Below are 20,086 nucleotides of genomic sequence, written 5' to 3'. Positions count from 1 at the left end.
TTTGAATTATAATGTTGTTTTTTTTCAAATAACGCTAATCCAATTAAAACACTATCAATAATATCTTTTGGAATATTCAAATTATTATTAGTAACTTTTAAATTAGAAATTTCTTCATCAAAAAAATTTCTTCGTCAAAAGATTTTTTTGCACTTATTTTTTTGCGGATATATTGTCTTTCATTTGCAATCCTTAACTGAATAACAGCTTGATATCCTATCCAATAAATTAAAAAAGTGGTTAAAACGCGCAATGGGTAGTAGGAATATATAAATTCTTTAAAATTTAAAGAGATAGTCACAGTTAAAGCAACCATCCAAAAAACATACGTAAATGCACCTAATTTAAAAAAGGTGTAAATCCACTTAAGGTTATCATAAGAAAGTATTCTGTTAAATAATTTTTCTTTTTTACGCAGTATAAAAAAAGAATATCCAAAAATTGATAAAGAAAAAATAAGGCTTATTATTTCTTCTATAGAAGTATATTTTTCAAATAAAAATAGTACGTCAACCTCTTTTTTATTACTAAAAAAAGAACAAACCCTATTCTTATAAAAATAATTAAGAAAAAAATGGGCAATGTTAATTTTAAAATATTGACACTTCTTTTTTTAATTTTCAGATAATTAATTAAGAACATATAAAAAAAGGGTGCAATTAAAAAATGCCATGGAATATGAATATAATCGAGAAAAAAATAGTGAATAAAAAAGTTTTTTGCTAACAACCAAGATTGTATATTATTTAACGAGATTACAAGCACCAATAAATTAATATACACAATACTTTTCTTTCTTCCGTTTTTTGTAAACAATAAGACTAAGCAGAATAAAAACCCATGAAATGCACTTATAATTAAAAACAAGTTAAAAAAATCTTTAACAGTCATTTTTTTCTTTTGGGGAAAAGACGGAAAGTTTGTCTAAATTTAAATTTTTACTAAAAATACTTTTTTAAATTCAACCATTTACAATAAAAGAGATTTTTTCTAAAATTAGTTTCATTTTAAATATTTTAAAACCCTCAAGCACAAAACAGTCTGTTTTAATGTTCTAATTTTTTTAATCCAAAATAGCTACGAAAGAACTTCTTATTGGTTTCAATAGAAATTGTCATTTCCATAAAATTTACATTCTTTTTTATCTGGTAACGGGAATGTAAATTCATAATTTTAGTTTTTAATTTTTTTTGGGTGAAAATTAAAATTATTTTTAAATAACTAAATATCAGTATTTTAAATTTGTTTATGTTACTTGATATTTATAAATTTAAAGCCTGTTATTTATGAAAGTCAAGTTGCTTTTGTTGTGTATCTCTTTTTATTGTTTTTGTTTGTAGTGAACTAAAAATATAAATTATGAAAAAACAAGCTTACAAAAAATGGATTCTTTTTTTTCTTTCAACGGTCTTATTACTAAGTTGTAGTGAAGATTATTTGAAAAATCCACAAAATGGCAATACCAAAAACCCAACAACTGAAAATTATAATGATGCTTTGTTAAGTGTATCTTATACAATGACAACTTCAAGAGATTATGATACTGGTTCAACAAAAATTGCTGGTTTGAATTTAGCGTTACTGAATCCAAGTAGCGAAAAACAGGAAATAACAATGGCGTTATTCGAAGATGGACAAATGGATATAATCATTGAAGAAAAAAGTTTTACTGAAAAAACAAATGTACAGCATCAAATTTTGCCGGATCCTTTTCCTAAAATTGTAAAAACGGTTATTACAGGAAACACCATTAAATTTTATGATGTAAGTGGAAAACTATTAAATACAGAGAACATTCCGATTCCAAATCATAGCGAACTTGTAAAAACCATAAAAGAAATCGGCTCTAAATCTTCGCCTGAAAAAATTAACGAAGTTATTACATCCATGCAAGGTCATCAATTAATAGGAAATTTAGAAGAATTTATTAAGGATTTAGAAGACAACATTCTTCTTCAAAAATCTTCCTCTGGAAGTCCTATTACAATTATAGAACAAGGAGAAAATTATGTTACATTACGGATGCCTTTAAATAATATTGAGCAAGCAATGAACCAAGAATCTGTTTTATTAATCGATAAAACACTTAATAAAATTGTGGGTACTAGAATATACGACCAAAATAATCAACTTCTACAAAGCACTTTTTTTGGTTATAATACGGGAGAAGTAAAATCTTTAAATGCCATAAAAACGACACAGAAGCTACAACTTCCTTCAGGTGATGAGGTAGATATGATTAGCTATTCTAAAATTGATGACATGCAATTTAATTTAAACCTATAAAAAGATGAAAAAATACTACAAAAAACAATACTATTAAATATTTTGTTACTTGGTGTGCTGGCTGTTAATGCACAAAGAAACGTAGCTTGGGTGCATGGATTAGATGGAGATGCAAGCTCTTGGGAAAATTATAATGAAATATTTGATAATGAACGAAAAATAAATAGTTTAAGAACTTCTTATAATACAGATAATGGCATAAATAATGCAGGTAATCAGGTAAGAAGTGCTATGAATTCTTTTGGTAATGGAGCAAAAAATGCTAGTAATATAGGTATCGGACATAGTATGGGAGGTTTAATGATTAGAGATGTAGATAGAACTACTACTGCAAGTAATAAAGTTTTTGGTGGCTATATTACCGTTACTTCTCCTAATTATGGTGCGCCTATTTCTAATTCTTTATTAGATGGAAGTGTAACTGCCGCAGCACAAAATGCCTGTAATAAAATAGCAGATGGCCCTTTAGCACAAGTATTTTCTTTACCTTGGGGCATCGTTTCTAATTTAGCGACCAACACGCTGTGTAAAAAATTCATAGATAATGATTTGGTGCAGACGCTACAAGGAACGCCAGTTACAAATGCTGACTTAAGGGTAGGGAGTCCAACAATAAATGCTATTAACAATTATAATTCTTCTTTACCTAGAATTTCTATGTGGGGAGAAGAAACAAGCCCTGTGCATTGGAGAATGTTTGGTTCTACTTTAAATAATAATGATAGTAGTTTGTTAGGACCTATAAATTCTGGAAGAGGGGTGTATCATGGTTTTTATGTATATAATACTTCTTTAGCAGTAGTTACAGGTGTAGCAGGCTTTTGGAATCCTTTTCTTTGGGGTTTAACTGCAACTTATACTTATAGAGCTACACAATGGAAAAAAGGGAGAAACTGGATAGACGATAGTGAAAATATTTGGAGTTCACTAATAAAAACAACAAGAAGAGAAGCGCAAAAATATTGGACAAATACATGGATTCCTTGTGCGTATCCTCCAAGAATTGAAGTACAACAGAAAACAGCTGAAAGACTTCCTCCAGATGAAGATTGTGGAGAATGGAAATGGGTACAACGAACTAGATATGTTAGTGTTAATTACCCAAGTGATGGATTATTACCACAATATACACAAGAATTACAAGGCATCCCTAATGATAATAAATACAAAGTAGAAGGTGCCAACCATATAGAAGTAAGAGATATGAGAAGCAGCTCCCAAGGAGATATTACGAGACTTCGATTTAATCAAATTTTTGATAGAGCTCCAGGTGATTTTTTTAGAACTGCTAAAAACTAATAATTATGAAATATTTTTTTATCACACTAATCTCCAGTATCTTCTTTATGGCATCATGCCATAAAGAAGATGCTAATCTCCTACAAATAGATCCTGACGGCGTGGTTTTCTCCTTACCTTACCAATGGAAGAAATCATTACACAATGACAAGTCTTTTAACTCTAACGCATACCTATCACAGGCTATTTATTATAAGGGTAATATAGCGATACCAACTACTAATGGGGAGAATAATCGTTTTTTAACACTAATTAACTCAGATAATGGAGAAACTATCTGGAATTGGAATGATAGTTATTTGCCCTATTCTAATCAAATTGATATTTCTTATTATTATCAAAATAATAATTTACTGACATATCAAACTGGTAGTAGAAGCTATGGTATTAATTTAGATACTGGAACTACTCAATGGAGATTTCAGAGAGATAGTTCTTTTGAGAGTAGACTATATCCAAGTATAGATAATTTTTTTTTAATTTAGCAACAATTATCGATACTAATGGTTATGAAGAGTTTATAGCCACTAAAACAGATATAAATACAGGAGATATAACCACAGAAGTTATAAGAGCAAATTATGCAGGAGATTATATTAATCCTAATAATTTAATTGGCGCAATTACCAATGTTATAAAACTGCCTAATAGTACTAACCTTTATGCTATAACTTATGCAGAACCGTCTCCAAACTGGGTTGTAAATACATATTTAGGTTTGTATGATGATAGCACTAAAGCGTGGGTTTATGAACGTAAATTAATGGCACCTCCAACACAAAACAGTAGTGCTTATGAACCAAAGATTTATAATGGTAAATTGTACGCCTGGGTTGGTAAAAATATTGTGTGCCATAACCTAGAAACTGGAGAACAAATTTGGCGAAAACCTTTTCCACAAGATTTTTTATTTTCGGGTTTTATAATTGAAGATGATAAAATTATTGCCAATAATGAAGACACGTTTACCTATGGTATTCATCCAGAAAATGGAGCTATTTTATGGAAAACAGAAAGCGCAGGCACTAGTGGAAGAATTAGTTATTTAAATGGTATTGCTTATTTTGTAGGTGGTTCTACAGGTAAATTACATGCAATAGATACAGAAACCGGGCAACATGTTTGGAAACTAGGGGCAAGTAGTTTAGGCGAACCTGCAGGCAATAGTTTTAAAACGAATGCAGTTTATGTATTTCCTGCTAAAAATGGCAATCCTGCTAAAGTAATTGCTTTAAGTCATTTATATGCATATAGTTTTGAGGCGTATCAGTAAATAAGAAGTTCTAATAAGCTAGAATTGATGTTAAAAAAAACGAATTATATGAAATACATTCTTTTTATTTTATTCTCATTATTGTTGTTTACCTCATGTTTACCTCCGCATTACTTGCATGCGCCTCTTATTATATCCGATATAGAAAGTAAAGGAGATTATACCATTTCAGGAGGAGTTGATGTAAGTACAGAATCTAGGAATTTTAATGTAAATAGTAATTATGCTATTACAGATCATGTAATAGTTCAGGCAAGCGCAACCTATGCAAAAAATCATTCAGATTTAAAAGATTACAACTCTAATGGTAAAAGCATTGATGTTGCTGTTGGCTACACCAATATTTCTTCTGACAAACACTTTTATATAGAAAACTTTATGGGTTATGGTCATGGTAATTTTAATAATATACATTTCGAAGATAAAACTAGATATGCTAATTTCAGCTATGATAAATTCTTTGCCCAACTAAATTTAAATTATAGAATACATAACTATGATGAGGATATTAATACTTTTTCGTTCCATATTCCAATAAGATTAGCCTATGCAAATTATAATAAAATAGCGTTCACCAGTTTAGGGAACTTTTCTCTAGGAAGCCAAATTGAACATTTAAGAGAAAATCCTAGAAGATTAATGTTGAGCGCAGGCAAAACTATTAGCTACAGATTTGATAATGTAAAGCTGAATTTATTTGCCTCGTATACGACTCCAACAAAAGCAACTGAACTGCTTACATTTGGTTATCTTTACGTGGGTTTTGGTGTTAGTTGGCGTAATTTTTTGAATAAAAAAAATAAGTGATAGCATTCCTATATTTAAAAAATAAATTTACAAGAATATCGGACGGTATAAAATTATTAGAGATCAGTCACCAATTCCGATGAATTTTGGACCTACAGGACAGGCTTAAAAATATCAAATCCTAAACTTTAAAAGGTTAGGATTTTTATATAATAAAATTGCTAGTAGTTCATTCGGATTTGAAACTCTTAATTTTTGAATCAAACTTAACTTATGCATCAACCTTAAAAAAATATACATAAAAATATTTTATACATTATATAAAAACATATATAAAAATAAATGAATTTATTTTTTGATATTCACATCATCAAAATAAATAATCATGGAAAATACTCAAATAAAAGAAGAATTAAAAAAAGTTTTTAACCAAGATATTACAAAAGTAGCTGTTGCTTATGGAGATGGAATTGGTCCTGAAATTATGGAGGCTACTTTAAAGATTTTAGAAGCTGCTGGCGCAAATATTCAAATAGAGAAAATTGAAATAGGAGAGCAGGTTTATTTATCTGGAAATTCTGCAGGAATTGAAAAAAGTACTTGGAAAATCATCCATAAAAATAAAATTATTTTAAAAGCACCTATTACAACTCCACAAGGTAAAGGTTACAAAAGTTTAAATGTTACGTTGCGTAAATCTTTAGGGTTATTTGCAAATGTACGTCCTGTAACTGCTTATGCGCCTTATGTAAAAACCAATTTTGCAGGAATGGATGTGGTTATTGTAAGAGAAAATGAAGAGGATTTATATGCAGGAATTGAGCATCAACAAACACAAGATGTTGTACAATGTTTAAAATTAATTACAAGACCTGGTTGCGAAAAAATTGTACGATATGCCTTTGAATATGCAAAAGCGTATGGAAGAAAAAAAGTTACTTGTATGGTTAACGACAATATTATGAAATTAACAGATGGTTTATTTCATAATGTTTTTAAAGAAATTGCAGTAGAATATCCAGAAATTGAAAGTAATTCTCAAATTATAGATATAGGTTCAGCACGTTTAGCAGCAAATCCCAATAATTACGATGTTATTGTAACGTCAAATTTATATGGTGATATTATTTCTGATATTGCAGCAGAAATTGCTGGTTCTGTCGGTATGGCTGGTTCTGCAAATATTGGGACAAACGTTGCAATGTTTGAAGCTATTCATGGTTCTGGACTGGATATTGCTGGTCAAAAAATAGCAAATCCGTCAGGATTGTTAAATGCAGCAGTAATGATGTTATCCCATGTTGGTAAAACTCAAATTGCGGATGCCATTAAAAATGCTTGGTTAACAACTTTAGAGCAAGGTTATCATACAGCAGACGTTTATCAAGAAGCAATTACCAAAGAAATTGTTTCAACAAGCGAATTTGCAGATCAAATTATAAAGAATTTAGGAAAAACTCCTCAACAATTACCTGTTAGTAATTTATCCGCTGGAAATGGAAAAATTGTTATTCCAGAATATGTAAGAAAAGAGCAAAAACAGGTTTTAGTGGGTGTTGATATTTTTATCAATTGGAAAGGTAAAAATCCAAATGAAATTGGAGATACTTTAATTAGCATCAATTCGTTTAAAATGAAATTAAAAATGATTACAAACAGAGGTGTAAAAGTTTACCCTGAAGGAATGAAAGAAACCTACTGTACAGATCATTGGAGATGCAGATTTGTTGATGTAGATTCTAAAATTGATGGTGAAAAAGTTTATAACCAAGTAGATTTTGAGAAAATTATAGCTTTACAATCGCTATTGCATCATAAAGGTTTTGAAATTATAAAAACCGAAAATTTATATGAGTTTGATGGAAAAAGAGGTTTCTCTTTAGGGCAAGGAGAATAAATATTAAATTTGAATTAATTTAAAAACAGTTGAAATTTTTAATATTTCAACTGGTTTTTTATATAGTAATTTCCGTTTGTCTATTTTTCTTTTTCAAAACATCATAATACAAGAAATCTATAATTTCAGTTTTAGCGTAAATCATAGGTCTTATAGACCAACTATGGTCTCCTTTTTTAACGGTATATAAATAAAACGGTTTTCCTATTTTTTTTAATTTATCAGCTATGGACTTGGAGCCATAAAGTAGTAAATACCCATTTGATTTTTTACTGCAATAATGATGAGATGCAATTTTATAAGGAACTAATTTGTCATTTGTTCCATGAAAAAGTTGAGTAGGGATTGCATTTTTTGAAGTAATATTTTTTACAGAAGTAACCGCGCCAGCCATACTAATTACGCCAGCAAACTTAAAATGTTCCGGTAAAATTTTATTTTTATGCACATACACAAGGTTTAAAACAGTTTCTGCACCCGCACTAGTTCCTATTAGTATTATTTTATTAGAACTAACATTAAATTGCTCCTTATTTTTAAGGATATATTTTACAGCAAAACTAGTATCTTCGGATGCTGAATTAAAGGCTTTAATTTTATCCGAATAATTAGTAGTGCATCCAAAACCTACGTTTCGCATAGTTAAACGATAAGAGACTGATGCAACAGCATAACCGCGCTCTGCCATTTGTTTTGCAAAACGTACGGCATTTTTACTATTTCTTTTCCCTCCAGAAAAACCACCACCATGAACATAGATTAGTAAAGGCGATTCATCTATTGCTTCTACTGGCTTATAAAAATCAAATTTTAATTTTTTTGTAGCATCAATAGTCTTGTATGTATGAGTTTTTTTTGAAACACTAAATCCTTTGTCTAAATATAAAACCTGAGAAAAACTTAATTTAAAACAAAATATAAATAGAAAAGATATATAATATTTCATGCACAAAGTAGAAGTTGAAAGTTAGAATATCTTTTTGAGTTTATCAAATAAACGCCTTAAACGACTATATAAAAATGCGTTGGTTTTTACATAATAGAATGAAATAATACAAACACAAATTAAGAAAATAATTGCCCAAAAACACCTTGTATAGGCGTTAAATTTTTGCCAATTATTGTATTTAATCCTATGCCTGTAAAACTGCCATAAATAATTATAAAATGAATTATATAAATAGATAGTGTTTTCTGTCCAATCTTTAAAATTAAAGGTAATTTTAGGTATTCTTCAAAAGAATAGAAAAAAGCGAAGTATAATAAAACGTTGCCTAATCTTGTAAATAGGTAGTTGTAATCGGCAGATTCTAAAAATATTTTGATGTGTGTTACCCTATAGATTGAAGTTAATATATGTGATGAATAAAAAATTAAGACAAACCCGGTAATAAAAAAGGAGGATATTATAGCTGTTTTAAATTTGGGTTTTTTTAGATATCCATGAAATAAAGTTGCTATAAAAGCACCAAATGCAACATAGCCAAACCAAGGTATAATCGTAAAAACAGAGCCATTTGCTTTAGAAATATAATTACTAAATACGAGCGGAAGTTTTTCGAAATTTAAATTATAATACATTCTTTCTGTTAAAAAAATAACGATACCTAAGAATAAGTTAATCACAGAAAAAATAAGTGTTTTTTTATTACATAAATAATAAAGAGTAACAATTAAGATTAAACTAAGTCCAATACATTGCAACACATCTATCACTAAAAAATAGGTGCTAAATTCTCCTGTAAACCATCTAAAGAAAGGAATTCGTATTAAATAACCCACAAAAATTAAAAAAGATCCTCTAAAAAGTCCTTTTCTCATTCTCAAATTCGTTTCTCCTTTTTCTTTTGCTTTTAGTAATAAATAAGTAAAAACTAATCCTGAGATTGTAAAAAAAGTTGGAGCAGTAATTCCTCTAAAATAGGACCAAACAGAGAAGGGTATTGCATTTAAGTCTCTATATTGTGTAGCTAAAAGGGTATCTATAAAATGACCTTGCAACATCATTAATATTGCAAAAGCTCTAATAATATCAATAAAATAAAGTCTTTTGTTATTCACAGACACAATATTTCTAAATTAAACACCACTTTAATGATGCATAAGCTATTAATTTTTCATCAAAGGCCATAAAAATAAACTAAATATATTTATTTCTTATAAATTTAATCAATAAAAGGGAAAGTATATTAAATTTTTCGGGTTCTATTTATCAACCAAAAATCTGCTAAAACTAAAGCAGTTAAGGCTTCTACAATAGGCACCGCTCTTGGAACAACACAAGGATCATGTCTTCCTTTTCCAGTAATTTCTGTAAGTTCGCCATCAGAATTTATCGTTTGTTGATTGGTCATAATTGTGGCTACGGGTTTAAAAGCAACTCTAAAATAAATGTCCATTCCGTTGCTAATTCCACCTTGAATGCCGCCAGATAAATTAGATTGAGTTGAGCCATCTGCATTAAAAATGTCATTGTGTTCAGAACCTTTCATCTTTGCACCACAAAAACCGCTACCAAATTCGAAGCCTTTAACAGCATTTATAGTAAGCATTGCTTTACCTAATTCTGCATGTAGCTTATTAAAAATGGGTTCGCCCAAACCAACAGGAACATTTTGCGCAACACAAGTAATTGTGCCACCAATTGTATCACCAGCTTTTCTTATTTCTTGAATTTTGGTAATCATTTTTTCTGCGGATGCTTCATCAGGACATCGAACAATATTCTTTTCAGTTTTTGTGAAATCTAGATCTTGGTATGGTTTATCAAGAAAAATATCACCAACAGATGATGTAAATGCATTGATTTGAATACTCGCAATTAATTGTTTGGCTAAAGCGCCAGCAACTACCCAATTCGCTGTTTCACGAGCAGAACTTCTTCCACCACCTTTATAATCTCGAACTCCAAATTTTTTATCATACGTAAAATCGGCGTGAGATGGTCTGTACACATTTGTGTTGTGATTGTAATCCTTACTTTTTTGGTTTGTGTTTTTTATTACAAAACCAATGGAAGTTCCTGTTGTTTTTCCCTCAAAAATGCCAGAAAGAAATTCAACGGTATCTGGTTCTTTACGCTGTGTAACTATCTTAGACTGGCCAGGTTTACGTCTGTTTAACTCATTTTGAATAGCATCAAAATTTAATTCTAATCCTGCTGGAAAACCATCTATGATTCCGCCAATAGCAGTTCCGTGAGATTCACCATAGGTTGTTACTTTTAAAAGATTTCCGAAAGAATTAAAAGACATAAATTTTACATTATAAGTTGTGCAAATATAGTAAACTATATAGAAATATAAACTAGTACATGTTAATTCCACACGATTTCTAATGGAAATTAAGTTTTTAAGATTGCTGATTATTAGTTACATATAAATTATTTTATATGATATTCAAAAAATGTAAAATTTTATTTTTCTATAATGAAAAAGGTTTCTATATTTGCATCCGCATTCAGGGAATACCTGATGAGACTTCTGGAGAAATGGCAGAGCGGTCGAATGCGGCAGTCTTGAAAACTGTTGACTGTAACAGGTCCGGGGGTTCGAATCCCTCTTTCTCCGCAGAATTCAGTTTTAATTAAAACTTATTCAACTTAAACACCCTATAAATGTAGCATTTATAGGGTTTTTTCTTTTTCACACACTTTCAAAAGACACATAAAACAGCAAAGTTTAGTTACCCTATGCATGTCCCTATTGCTTTTTTAGTAATATTTAAAAAATAGGGTAACTAGATTAAAATAATTCGCTCCGAATTCGCTGTAATCATTGGTTGTTTAGGATGTTTTTAAATAAGATTTGCTTTAATTTAAAAACACAAAAATGGTACAAATTATTTATTTTATTAAGTCAGAAAAAGTTAAAAGTAATGGTGAATGTCCAATTTATGCAAAAATAAAGTTTGAGCAGCAATCGATAACCATGAGTGTTCGGCAAAATATTTCTTTGAAACGTTGGAATTTTACAAACAATCTCAGAAATCCTTTGAAGTTAGAAAAGGAAAAAGTGATTAAAGCGTCGCTTGATTCTTTGTTACTAAATTTTGAAAGAAAAGTATCGCAATTAATTAGAGAAAACTCTTTGGTAGACATGAATGCTATCAAGCACGAGATTATTGGAAGGCCTGCTAAAAAGGAACAAACTATAGGGCTTTTGGATATATTTGAAATTCACAATAGTGCATTTCAAAAGAGAGTGAATGTAGGAGAACGCTCTGCAGCTTCCTTGCAAAAGTATAAGCGTTCTAAAGAGTTGATAAAACTCTTTTTATCTAAAAACTATGGATTGGAAAACATTGCTCTCGATAAAGTAAATGGTTCTTTTATTTATAATTTAGAATCCTTCTTAAGATATGAAAGCGTTTATAAAGGAAAGGTTGGAATTAAGAATAATTCTGTTGTAAAATATTTTAAAAATTTTAAAACGGTATGCAATTTTGGACTAAAGCTTGAGCTTATTGTTAGAAACCCTTTTAATAAATTTGAAGGAAGATTACAGGTAAAAGATGCTATCTATTTAACGAAAGAAGAGTTAGATAAAATTGAAAAAAAGATATTCCATATCGAAAGATTGGAAAAAGTTAAGGATATTTTTCTTTTTAGTTGTTACACAGGATATGCGCCTATTGATGCGCAAAGTCTTACAGATAAAAATATGATTTGTAATAATGCTGGAGATTTTTGGATTGTTACCGATAGAATTAAAACAGGAATAAGAGCCAATGTTCCTGTATTACCAACTGCACATAGAATTATTTTAAAATATAAAGGTTTGCAATTAGGATTGATTCCTTCAATGTCAAATCAAAAAATGAACGCGTATCTTAAGGAGGTAGCAGATTTATGTGGAATAGATAAGAACTTAACTTGGTATGTTGCTCGACATACATTTGCTACAACTGTAACATTGGGTAATGGTGTTAAATTAGAAAATGTCTCTGCTATGATGGGACACTCAAATGTCAAGCAAACACAACACTATGCAAAAGTTTTAGACTCAAGTGTTAATGATGATATGAAGCGCTTAACAGAAATATATAGTTAGTCTAGCAACAGAGTTGTTTTACTTGATTATTTTCAAAGAAAATAGTATATTAGCTGACAACCTATTTACTTATGAATTACAAGTATAAAACAGACCAAGCAGTTAATGAGTTAGTTAAGTATAAAATAAATTTTTCTAAAATCTATAACACATACCTGTTTAACAATAAATGGATAAATGAAATTGAGGATGATTACTATTCAGAAAAGATTAAGAATATCAAAAACTTATTGCATAAACAATTAAAACACGGACATAAACAAGCTGAATATCTACAGGACTTATTAGACTACATTTGGACTAAAGTCGAGTATATAGAGGATTATAAATACAGTTCATTTGAGTTTTTCGAACTGTTTTCAGATAAAATGTCAGATATTACCTCTCATGAAAGCATCCCTGCTTCAAACAGTGACCTTTATAAAGAATACAAAATAGACTCTAGCTCTGAAGCTACAAATGAGTCTGAATTATTTAATTTTTTGCGTTTTCATTCATCGGGAATGAATGATTTTCAGACTGAAATTGATTTTGAAAAAGGCAGGTTGTTGTTTGTATTATCTGTTTATAGTGAAGCTTTAAAAGACTTACATGGTTTTATATATTCAATTCATATGGATGCAGAATACATCGATTTTAAATCTTTAGATTTTGAAGATTTTATAATTACTCCAAAGAATATAAAGGAGAATCTTTGTCATATCAATCTTAATAAAAAAAGTGTCGCACATTTATTTAGAATATTGCTAGAAGAAGATTTTTTAGTTTTTGATGAAATAAATGAAAATAACAATAGACTGGAAATGAAGCGATTTGTTCAAAATAATTTCAGTTATCAAAATAATGAAAATCAAAGAACTTCTATTCATAGTTTTAATAGAGAATATTCTGAAGTTGCTTCTCCCTCTTCCTCTGAAGTAAAAGCGCATAAAGAGTTTATAGATGAGTTCATCTTAAAACTCCAAAATCGGAAGAATAGGCTCAGAGATTGAATTCGCTCTAAATTCGCTCTATTTTTAAAGATAACAACCTCTTTTTTGAGTTCTTAGCTGCTTTCAAGACTTAAACAAAACAATATGTCCTATAGCACAGAAGAAATAAGAATACCAACAATCAACACAATTAAATATTTACTTGAACCAATCGTTAAAAAATTGGATCATTTAAGCGCCCTATTTTCAATAAGTTCATCTAATAATACTGTTCCAAAGTATTATCGGAATAATGACTTAAAACGCTTATTTGGTTTGTCTAACAATACAATCGTTAAGTATCGTGAAACTGGATTGTTGCCATATACTAAACTAGGAGAAATCTTTTTATATGAAGTAAAATACATTGATTTGATTTTAAAAGAAAACTCAGTAAAATTATAGATTATGAGAGATCCGTTTACAAATGAAGAATTTAACCCCAAACGTAATAATCAAAAATTTGAAAATTCTAAAAATCGTATAAAATTTCACAATACAAGGGCAAATCAACTTAGAGTAGAAAAAGCATTTGTCGACAGACCATTAAATAACAATTTAAAAATTTTAAATGATATTATGGCTGATAAAGATAATGAGACCTTTCATAAAGAGTTCTTAAAAGGAAAAGGGTTTAATTTTACAATCTATAATTCTACTTGCAAAACTGAAGGTACAACAGGTTATTGTATCTATAATTTTATAATTATTTATAATTCATCTAATGTCAAAATCATACGAAGTAATTGATCCGAGTCTCTATGTAATGATAGAGAAAACATCAAATCAAAACATTTTATCAATTGAGAATGAAAACGTAAAAAGAATAAACTTCATCATCATAATTTCTATTATGGCTGTAATAGGTTTAAGTTGTATCTATTATAGCAACCAAAAGAGGAAAAAAGATGATGAAGTAAATTAAGAGATTTCATTATTTTAGGGAATAATTATTATTTTGGGCAATAATAATTATTCTGGAAGCTAACTTTTTGGTATAGGTTTTTAAGTAGATAGTAAAATTAAATTTTGAGTAAAAAGTTCAATTTTATTTGGCGATATCCATTGTTTTTTTATTAAGTTTTTGTGGATTAAAATAGTAAACAGGTGCTTTTTTCGTTTTCTAAAAAATGTAATATACTTTTTATCAAGTATTTAAATTGTAAAATTTCACTATTTTTCTGTAATCTCAAAAACCACTCGGGACTAAACCGGGGACTCTCTTTTTTTTTTGTAACTCAAAATAATTTTTATTTTTAAAATAAAGCAACTGGCTTTTTTAAAATAATTTTAGAACAAGCAAGTGGGTTTATAAATATACTGAAAAGAGTGCTGTTTATTATTTTACAAAACAATTTTTATTTTTTAAAATAAAGTAATGTTGAGAGCACTTAGGGAGTGTTTTGGTTTTTTGATTAAAAAAACAATGGATAAAGCTACTTTTTTAATACCTGTCAAAACAACTTATTTTAAAGGATACATTCCAAAGTAAACGCGCATTGACTTTTCATTGTTTTTTAGTTCTTTTAAAAAACCGCTCCGCCATTGATTTTATTGGGGATTTCCTTTGTTTGTATGTTCTTGTCGTTTTTGATGATTTTTAATAAAATTAAAGGATGAATACCATTGAAAGTTCAATTGAAAACAATGAAAATCATTGTCAAGAAAACAATTGAATTTTTCAAAATTATTATAGGAGATATTTTTTAAGTTTTTAATACCTTTTTCACCCCTTTTTTCCATTCAAAACAATCGTTCGTTCCTTTGTGAATTTTAGCATCCTTAAAATCGATTAAAGTCAATGAATTTGAATCATTAGTTGCATTTAAAACCTTGCGTATTATGGTTAGGTGGCATGCTGGTTTTGTTGGGGAAACGATGGATTATGATTTTTGTAATAGTTCACATTAATAAATCGATAAAAATAGGACATAATTTAACTTTTTTGGTATCTAATAGTACCTCAACTCAATATAAATGAAATAGCTGTGAAATCATTGATAAACACATTTTAAAATTACTTGCCAGTAATCTTCTATTTACGAAACTCCTCGCGGATTTTCTATGTAGATTTGAGTCTAATCTTATCATTACAAACAAAAGAAGCATGCTCTTTAAAAACAACAATATTTTTTAGTAAAAGATTGTTATTTTAAAGTCTAATCAAAAAAAGCTATTACCTCCGTGACCGAACAAGGTAAGCAAGAAAAACAAAGATAATAGTGTTAATTACGTTTTAATAAACTCGTCAACACAAGGCATTGTAAGTCAATCCGATTATTTCGATAGAAGATATTGCTAATAAAAATAATTTAGAAGGATATTATGTAGTTGCAGCAAATGTTTGTATAAATCCTAATTATCGAAATAACGAATAAAACCTGTTTCTCACATAAAAACAATAATAATACCCATATTTCATATAAAATACCTGTTTTTCATGTATATTTGAATACCTAAAATTTTCAAATAATGAATGTAAATACTCATATTTCAATTAGAATACCTGCTTTTCACGGAAGAGAACTGCCTGAAGAAGGTGCAGTTGTAGGGTATGGAGCACTCATTAATTATTTAGAATTACCAGTGCCAATACCTGAAATTATAGCACTTATAAGTGATAAAAATAAAAAGTATGAAATAGAAGGGTGGAAAGTATTTACTCCAAAACATAAGCCAGAAGAATCGCTCTACAAACAAATGGTATTTGCCTTAAAATATGAAGGTGTTCATCTATTAGTTTTTAAAAAGATATTTGAAAAATTAACAACACAAGAGGTACTCGAAATTCTTAGAATAGCACCAACAGGTATGTATAGCCGAAAAATTTGGTTTCTCTATGAGTGGTTAATGAACGAAAAATTAGACATTCCTGATTTAACCATAAAAAAGGCAATTCCTTTAATAGACGAAAAATTACAATTCGCAATTCAAGGAATAAGCTCACCGCGTCATCGTATTATAAACAACCTTCCTGGAACAAAAGACTTTTGCCCATTAATATTTAAAACTAAAAAATTAGAAAATCATATTAATGCGAATGTAACTGGTAAAAAAAATGCATTTCTAAATAGTATCCATAAAGATGTCTTACAAAGAGCATCTTCTTTTTTGTTGTTAAAAGACTCAAAGGCTTCTTTTACCATAGAAGGTGAAAATCCAGGAAATAATAGAGCAATGAGGTGGGGAAAGGCTATTGGTCAAGCAGGTCAAAAAACATTAAGTATTGAGGAATTAATTCGCTTACAGCAAATAGTAATAGAAAACAGTAGGTTTATAGATATGGGGCTGCGAAAAAAAGGTGGATTTGTTGGAGAACACGACCGTGCTACAGGCGAACCAATTCCGGACCATATTTCCGCCAAAGAAGATAATGTTGAACAATTGTTAAAAGGATTAATTGCCACCAATGAATCATTGCAAGATTTTACCTATGATGCCGTATTAGCAGCAGCTACCATAGCATTTGGCTTTGTTTTTATCCACCCTTTTATTGATGGAAATGGCCGTTTACATCGTTATATTATTCATCATATTTTGGCGAAAAAAAAGTTTACACAACAAGGCGTTATTTTTCCTGTATCGTCATCAATACTAGACCACATTGATGATTATAAAACCGTTTTAGAATCGTATTCACATCCCTTATTGGACCATATTGAGTGGAATGAAACCGAAGATCATAATGTAGAAGTTACAAATGACACGATGGATCTTTACCGCTATTTTGACGCAACTAAACAAGCAGAATTTTTATATGACTGTGTTCAAGATACCTTAGAACGTGTTATTCCGGAAGAAGTAACCTATTTGCAAAACTATGATGATTTTAAAAAATATATAGATAACCATTTTGAAATGCCGGATAAAATGGTTGCTATAGTAGTTCGTTTTTTAGAGCAAAATGATGGGGTATTATCAAAAAGAGCTTTGAAAAAGGAATTTTTGACGTTAAAAGAGAAAGAAATTAAGGAAATAGAAACGAATTATAAAAGCATTTTTTTAGAAAGATAAATGAGCCATCAATCAGAAGCCGTCTTAGAGAATAATTTAATCAAACAATTAGTAGAACTAGGCTATGCCTCTGTGAAAGTAATGGATGGTGATGCCTTGGCCTCTAATTTAAAGAGTCAATTAGAAGTATTTAATAAAGCGATTTAGACCGATAAAGAATTTGATGGTATTCTCAATCACTTAGCCAAAGGCAATGTGTTTGAAAAATCCAAAACCCGTCCAGACCGCAAAAGCATCTCATTTATGAGGTGCTTTTTTGGTTTTATAAGGCTGTAACTTATTGTTTTTAAGTGTTTACGAGGTAAAATTTCACTATTTTCTTGCAATTTCAAAAATCGCTCGGGCACTAAAGCGAGTACTCTTTATTTTCTGGTAACTCAAAATAATTTTTATTTTTAAAATAAAGCAATGGGCTTTTTTAAAATAATTTTAGTACAAATAAGTAGGCTTATAAATATACTGAAAAGAGTGCTGTTTGTTATTTTATAAAACAATTTTATTTTTTTAAATAAAACGATATTGAAAGAATTTAGGGAGCGTTTTGATTTTTTGATCTAAAAGAACCGATATATACCTCTATTTTTTAAACACCTAAAAAACAACTTATTTATCGAATGCATCCCAAAGTAAATACACCTTGATTTTTCATCGTTTTTTTAGCTCTTTTAAAATCCGCTCCGCAATTGATTTTACGGGGGAGTTCCTTTGGTTGTGGGTTTTTATTATTTTGCTGATTTTTAATTAAATTTAAGAATCAAAACCATTGAAAGTTCAATTAAAATCAATGCCTTTTTTCATTCTTTTTCCATTAAAAACAACAGTTTGTTCCTTTGTAAGTTTTAGCATTATTAAAATCTATGAATTTGAGCATTGGTTACTTTGAATACCTTGCATATTATGGGTTGTATTACCTTTATTTATAAAAAACAGTATACTAAATGTATTTGTTTTTAGATTAAAATTGGGGGTGTTGTACAAATACCTTTTTAAAGGGTATACTACAATCAAGCACTTTTTAAATCTAAATTTTTATCGGTATTATAACTTTTCACTCCAAGTTAATAACTGTTCTATAGTCGCTATTTTTTTAAGCAGGATGCCTTTACTATCTAAAACAAACATCGTAGGTGTGCCAGTTACTGCATAATTCTTAAAATTAATACCATTAAAACCCTCTAAATTACAATACGTATCCTTCCATGGAAATGCTGCTGCGTTGTCTTTAAATACCTGCGAGTCTGTATCTGCAGAAAGCGCAACTATTTTTATGCCTTTGGCAACAAGATTAGAACAATGCTCCTTTAGTGCCGCTATGGTTTTTTTGCAAGGCCCACAATCAGATTGGTAAAACAATAGTAAAGTATATTTAGATTCGAAAGCGTCTGTTTTTAAAAGTGTATTTACAAGGTTCACTTCTTTTTCTGACCCTACATTTTCTTTAATAACGATATCTGGAGCTTGCTTACCCATTATAGCCTTTATATACACTTGCAAACTGCCTGCATACGCATTCACTTTACCAGAACCCACCACAGCGTTTGCAATGGCGTCTACATAATTATCTTTACCATACGTGGTTAAGTAATAGGTAAGTTTCCCCACAAAATCGGTGTACTGCGTTGGGTTGGTTATTCTAGCACTTATCAATTTAAAATCTTTTACAAATTGGGCGATATCTTGTACAGAATTGCTTTGGTAACCTACCCAATCTCGTATAATAGCGGTCCAGTGCCCTGATACATATAAATCATTAAAATTTAGGTCTTTGGTTATAAATTGGTTGTAGATAGCTGCTTTTTCGTCTTCATTAGCTGTTAAATGCGGCGGTATGCCATTTGTAAGATTTACTATGGGTAAAAAGCGGGCATTAAAACTGGGGTTGCTCTTTAGTTGTTTGTTAAAGTTTTCGAACGCTTCTTTTTGTTTTATTTTTTCTTTATTAAAAATTGTGTACAGCTTTTTATTTTCTGCATACAAAACCGAAGCCTTACTTACAACTGCAAATTTTTCTATGATTTGCTGTTGTTGGGTATTTAGGCTGTTCAATTCGTTTACAGCATCAAAACCAGTATAGACAATATTGTTAGTATCTGGGGTATCGCTTAGGCAAGTTACCGCAAAATTATGCCCAGGTATTGCCATGTCTAAACCACCACCTTGGGCAGTACCTGTAATTAACCAGCGGCACATGCCATTATAAGGGGCATATTTTTTGGGTATGGTTAAGGTAAACTTACCGTTAGCGGGTATGCTATCTTGCTGTACGGTTTCTTGTTTGCTACCCTGAAAAATGATAAAATCGTAAGTTTTACCTGCAAAGGCAGGAAAATCCATAGAAATAGATTGAGAAAAGCTATTTATGGCTATAAATAAAAAAAGGGGTACTAGTATTTTTTTTATCATCTTAATAGATATTTATTGTTTTGTTGTTTAAGGTTTTTATATCGCATTATTTTTTTGATGTTCGAATTAAAGTACCCCATTTTGTATAACAAGCAAGGGGTTTAGAAAATAGCACTTTGCTCATAACACACCCAAAACGCTCCTT

General features: G+C 29.7%; 17 protein-coding genes and 1 tRNA gene. 14 read left to right on the top strand and 4 right to left on the bottom strand.

What is annotated here, in order from left to right; all coding sequences use genetic code 11:
* The first annotated feature begins 1,359 nt into the window (after positions 1–1,359).
* The 6 genes from BST83_RS10790 to BST83_RS10765 all read left to right on the top strand — a co-directional run bounded on the left by BST83_RS10790 (position 1,360) and on the right by BST83_RS10765 (position 7,502).
* Positions 1,360–2,286: a hypothetical protein gene (locus tag BST83_RS10790; RefSeq protein ID WP_104809794.1), complete on the top strand. Its 927-nt coding sequence runs from the start codon at positions 1,360–1,362 to the stop codon at positions 2,284–2,286.
* Between the two features lie 42 nt (positions 2,287–2,328).
* Positions 2,329–3,585 carry a lipase family protein gene (locus tag BST83_RS10785; RefSeq protein WP_146092152.1) on the top strand — a complete coding sequence of 419 codons (1,257 nt, stop codon included), beginning with the start codon at positions 2,329–2,331 and terminating at the stop codon, positions 3,583–3,585.
* Positions 3,586–3,632: 47 nt separating this feature from the next.
* Positions 3,633–4,070: a hypothetical protein gene (locus BST83_RS10780; RefSeq protein WP_104809792.1), complete on the top strand. Its 438-nt coding sequence runs from the start codon at positions 3,633–3,635 to the stop codon at positions 4,068–4,070.
* A 278-nt stretch (positions 4,071–4,348) separates the two neighbouring features.
* Positions 4,349–4,858 (top strand): outer membrane protein assembly factor BamB family protein, encoded by a 510-nt coding sequence (locus BST83_RS10775; RefSeq protein WP_146092151.1) that lies wholly within the window; start codon positions 4,349–4,351, stop codon positions 4,856–4,858.
* Positions 4,859–4,906: 48 nt separating this feature from the next.
* Positions 4,907–5,665 (top strand): autotransporter domain-containing protein, encoded by a 759-nt coding sequence (locus tag BST83_RS10770; RefSeq protein WP_146092150.1) that lies wholly within the window; start codon positions 4,907–4,909, stop codon positions 5,663–5,665.
* 325 nt (positions 5,666–5,990) lie between these two features.
* Positions 5,991–7,502, top strand: coding sequence for an NADP-dependent isocitrate dehydrogenase (locus BST83_RS10765; RefSeq protein ID WP_104809789.1), 1,512 nt, complete (start codon positions 5,991–5,993; stop codon positions 7,500–7,502).
* A 58-nt stretch (positions 7,503–7,560) separates the two neighbouring features.
* On the opposite strand, the gene BST83_RS10760 is transcribed toward BST83_RS10765, so the two are convergent.
* The 3 genes from BST83_RS10760 to aroC form a co-directional block, all read right to left on the bottom strand.
* A complete protein-coding gene (locus BST83_RS10760) occupies positions 7,561–8,448 on the bottom strand; it encodes an alpha/beta hydrolase (RefSeq protein WP_104809788.1) in 888 nt (295 codons plus the stop codon).
* 119 nt (positions 8,449–8,567) lie between these two features.
* Positions 8,568–9,563, bottom strand: a complete 996-nt coding sequence (locus BST83_RS10755) for a heparan-alpha-glucosaminide N-acetyltransferase domain-containing protein (protein WP_240614726.1) — start codon at positions 9,561–9,563, stop codon at positions 8,568–8,570.
* A gap of 128 nt (positions 9,564–9,691) precedes the next feature.
* A complete protein-coding gene (gene aroC / locus BST83_RS10750; RefSeq protein ID WP_104809787.1) occupies positions 9,692–10,756 on the bottom strand; it encodes a chorismate synthase in 1,065 nt (354 codons plus the stop codon).
* 230 nt (positions 10,757–10,986) lie between these two features.
* On the opposite strand from aroC, the gene BST83_RS10745 reads away from it, so the two are divergent.
* The 8 genes from BST83_RS10745 to BST83_RS20675 all read left to right on the top strand — a co-directional run bounded on the left by BST83_RS10745 (position 10,987) and on the right by BST83_RS20675 (position 17,685).
* A tRNA-Ser gene (locus BST83_RS10745) sits at positions 10,987–11,071 on the top strand.
* Positions 11,072–11,332: 261 nt separating this feature from the next.
* Positions 11,333–12,553 carry a site-specific integrase gene (locus BST83_RS10740; RefSeq protein WP_104809786.1) on the top strand — a complete coding sequence of 407 codons (1,221 nt, stop codon included), beginning with the start codon at positions 11,333–11,335 and terminating at the stop codon, positions 12,551–12,553.
* A 71-nt stretch (positions 12,554–12,624) separates the two neighbouring features.
* A complete protein-coding gene (locus BST83_RS10735; protein ID WP_104809785.1) occupies positions 12,625–13,545 on the top strand; it encodes a hypothetical protein in 921 nt (306 codons plus the stop codon).
* An 84-nt stretch (positions 13,546–13,629) separates the two neighbouring features.
* Positions 13,630–13,929: a helix-turn-helix domain-containing protein gene (locus BST83_RS10730; RefSeq protein ID WP_104809784.1), complete on the top strand. Its 300-nt coding sequence runs from the start codon at positions 13,630–13,632 to the stop codon at positions 13,927–13,929.
* 3 nt (positions 13,930–13,932) lie between these two features.
* Positions 13,933–14,274: a hypothetical protein gene (locus BST83_RS10725; protein ID WP_104809783.1), complete on the top strand. Its 342-nt coding sequence runs from the start codon at positions 13,933–13,935 to the stop codon at positions 14,272–14,274.
* Positions 14,249–14,449 (top strand): hypothetical protein, encoded by a 201-nt coding sequence (locus tag BST83_RS19620; RefSeq protein ID WP_146092149.1) that lies wholly within the window; start codon positions 14,249–14,251, stop codon positions 14,447–14,449. Before BST83_RS10725 ends, BST83_RS19620 begins: the two co-directional genes overlap by 26 nt.
* Before the next feature lie 1,547 nt (positions 14,450–15,996).
* Positions 15,997–17,538, top strand: coding sequence for a Fic family protein (locus tag BST83_RS10710; RefSeq protein WP_104809781.1), 1,542 nt, complete (start codon positions 15,997–15,999; stop codon positions 17,536–17,538).
* Complete coding sequence (locus BST83_RS20675) at positions 17,539–17,685, top strand: hypothetical protein (RefSeq protein ID WP_240614725.1); 147 nt, start codon at positions 17,539–17,541, stop codon at positions 17,683–17,685.
* 891 nt (positions 17,686–18,576) lie between these two features.
* On the opposite strand, the gene BST83_RS10700 is transcribed toward BST83_RS20675, so the two are convergent.
* Positions 18,577–19,941, bottom strand: coding sequence for a peroxiredoxin family protein (locus BST83_RS10700; protein ID WP_104809780.1), 1,365 nt, complete (start codon positions 19,939–19,941; stop codon positions 18,577–18,579).
* Between the last annotated feature and the right edge of the window lie 145 nt (positions 19,942–20,086).

It is taken from the genome of Polaribacter filamentus (genome assembly GCF_002943715.1).
Taxonomy (GTDB): domain Bacteria; phylum Bacteroidota; class Bacteroidia; order Flavobacteriales; family Flavobacteriaceae; genus Polaribacter; species Polaribacter filamentus.
Note: the sequence above shows the minus strand (reverse complement) of the source record. Positions and strands in the feature narration are given on the sequence as shown.

What these genes read in the sequence shown, in the direction of transcription:
- BST83_RS10790 (WP_104809794.1), top strand. Translation starts at nt 1,360, where the DNA reads ATGAAAAAACAAGCTTACAAAAAATGGATTCTTTTTTTTCTTTCAACG.
- BST83_RS10780 (WP_104809792.1), top strand. Translation starts at nt 3,633, where the DNA reads ATGGCATCATGCCATAAAGAAGATGCTAATCTCCTACAAATAGATCCT.
- BST83_RS10775 (WP_146092151.1), top strand. Translation starts at nt 4,349, where the DNA reads ATGGCACCTCCAACACAAAACAGTAGTGCTTATGAACCAAAGATTTAT.
- BST83_RS10770 (WP_146092150.1), top strand. Translation starts at nt 4,907, where the DNA reads ATGAAATACATTCTTTTTATTTTATTCTCATTATTGTTGTTTACCTCA.
- BST83_RS10765 (WP_104809789.1), top strand. Translation starts at nt 5,991, where the DNA reads ATGGAAAATACTCAAATAAAAGAAGAATTAAAAAAAGTTTTTAACCAA.
- BST83_RS10760 (WP_104809788.1), bottom strand. Translation starts at nt 8,448, where the DNA reads ATGAAATATTATATATCTTTTCTATTTATATTTTGTTTTAAATTAAGT.
- aroC (WP_104809787.1), bottom strand. Translation starts at nt 10,756, where the DNA reads ATGTCTTTTAATTCTTTCGGAAATCTTTTAAAAGTAACAACCTATGGT.
- BST83_RS10740 (WP_104809786.1), top strand. Translation starts at nt 11,333, where the DNA reads ATGGTACAAATTATTTATTTTATTAAGTCAGAAAAAGTTAAAAGTAAT.
- BST83_RS10735 (WP_104809785.1), top strand. Translation starts at nt 12,625, where the DNA reads ATGAATTACAAGTATAAAACAGACCAAGCAGTTAATGAGTTAGTTAAG.
- BST83_RS10730 (WP_104809784.1), top strand. Translation starts at nt 13,630, where the DNA reads ATGTCCTATAGCACAGAAGAAATAAGAATACCAACAATCAACACAATT.
- BST83_RS10725 (WP_104809783.1), top strand. Translation starts at nt 13,933, where the DNA reads ATGAGAGATCCGTTTACAAATGAAGAATTTAACCCCAAACGTAATAAT.
- BST83_RS19620 (WP_146092149.1), top strand. Translation starts at nt 14,249, where the DNA reads ATGTCAAAATCATACGAAGTAATTGATCCGAGTCTCTATGTAATGATA.
- BST83_RS10710 (WP_104809781.1), top strand. Translation starts at nt 15,997, where the DNA reads ATGAATGTAAATACTCATATTTCAATTAGAATACCTGCTTTTCACGGA.
- BST83_RS20675 (WP_240614725.1), top strand. Translation starts at nt 17,539, where the DNA reads ATGAGCCATCAATCAGAAGCCGTCTTAGAGAATAATTTAATCAAACAA.
- BST83_RS10700 (WP_104809780.1), bottom strand. Translation starts at nt 19,941, where the DNA reads ATGATAAAAAAAATACTAGTACCCCTTTTTTTATTTATAGCCATAAAT.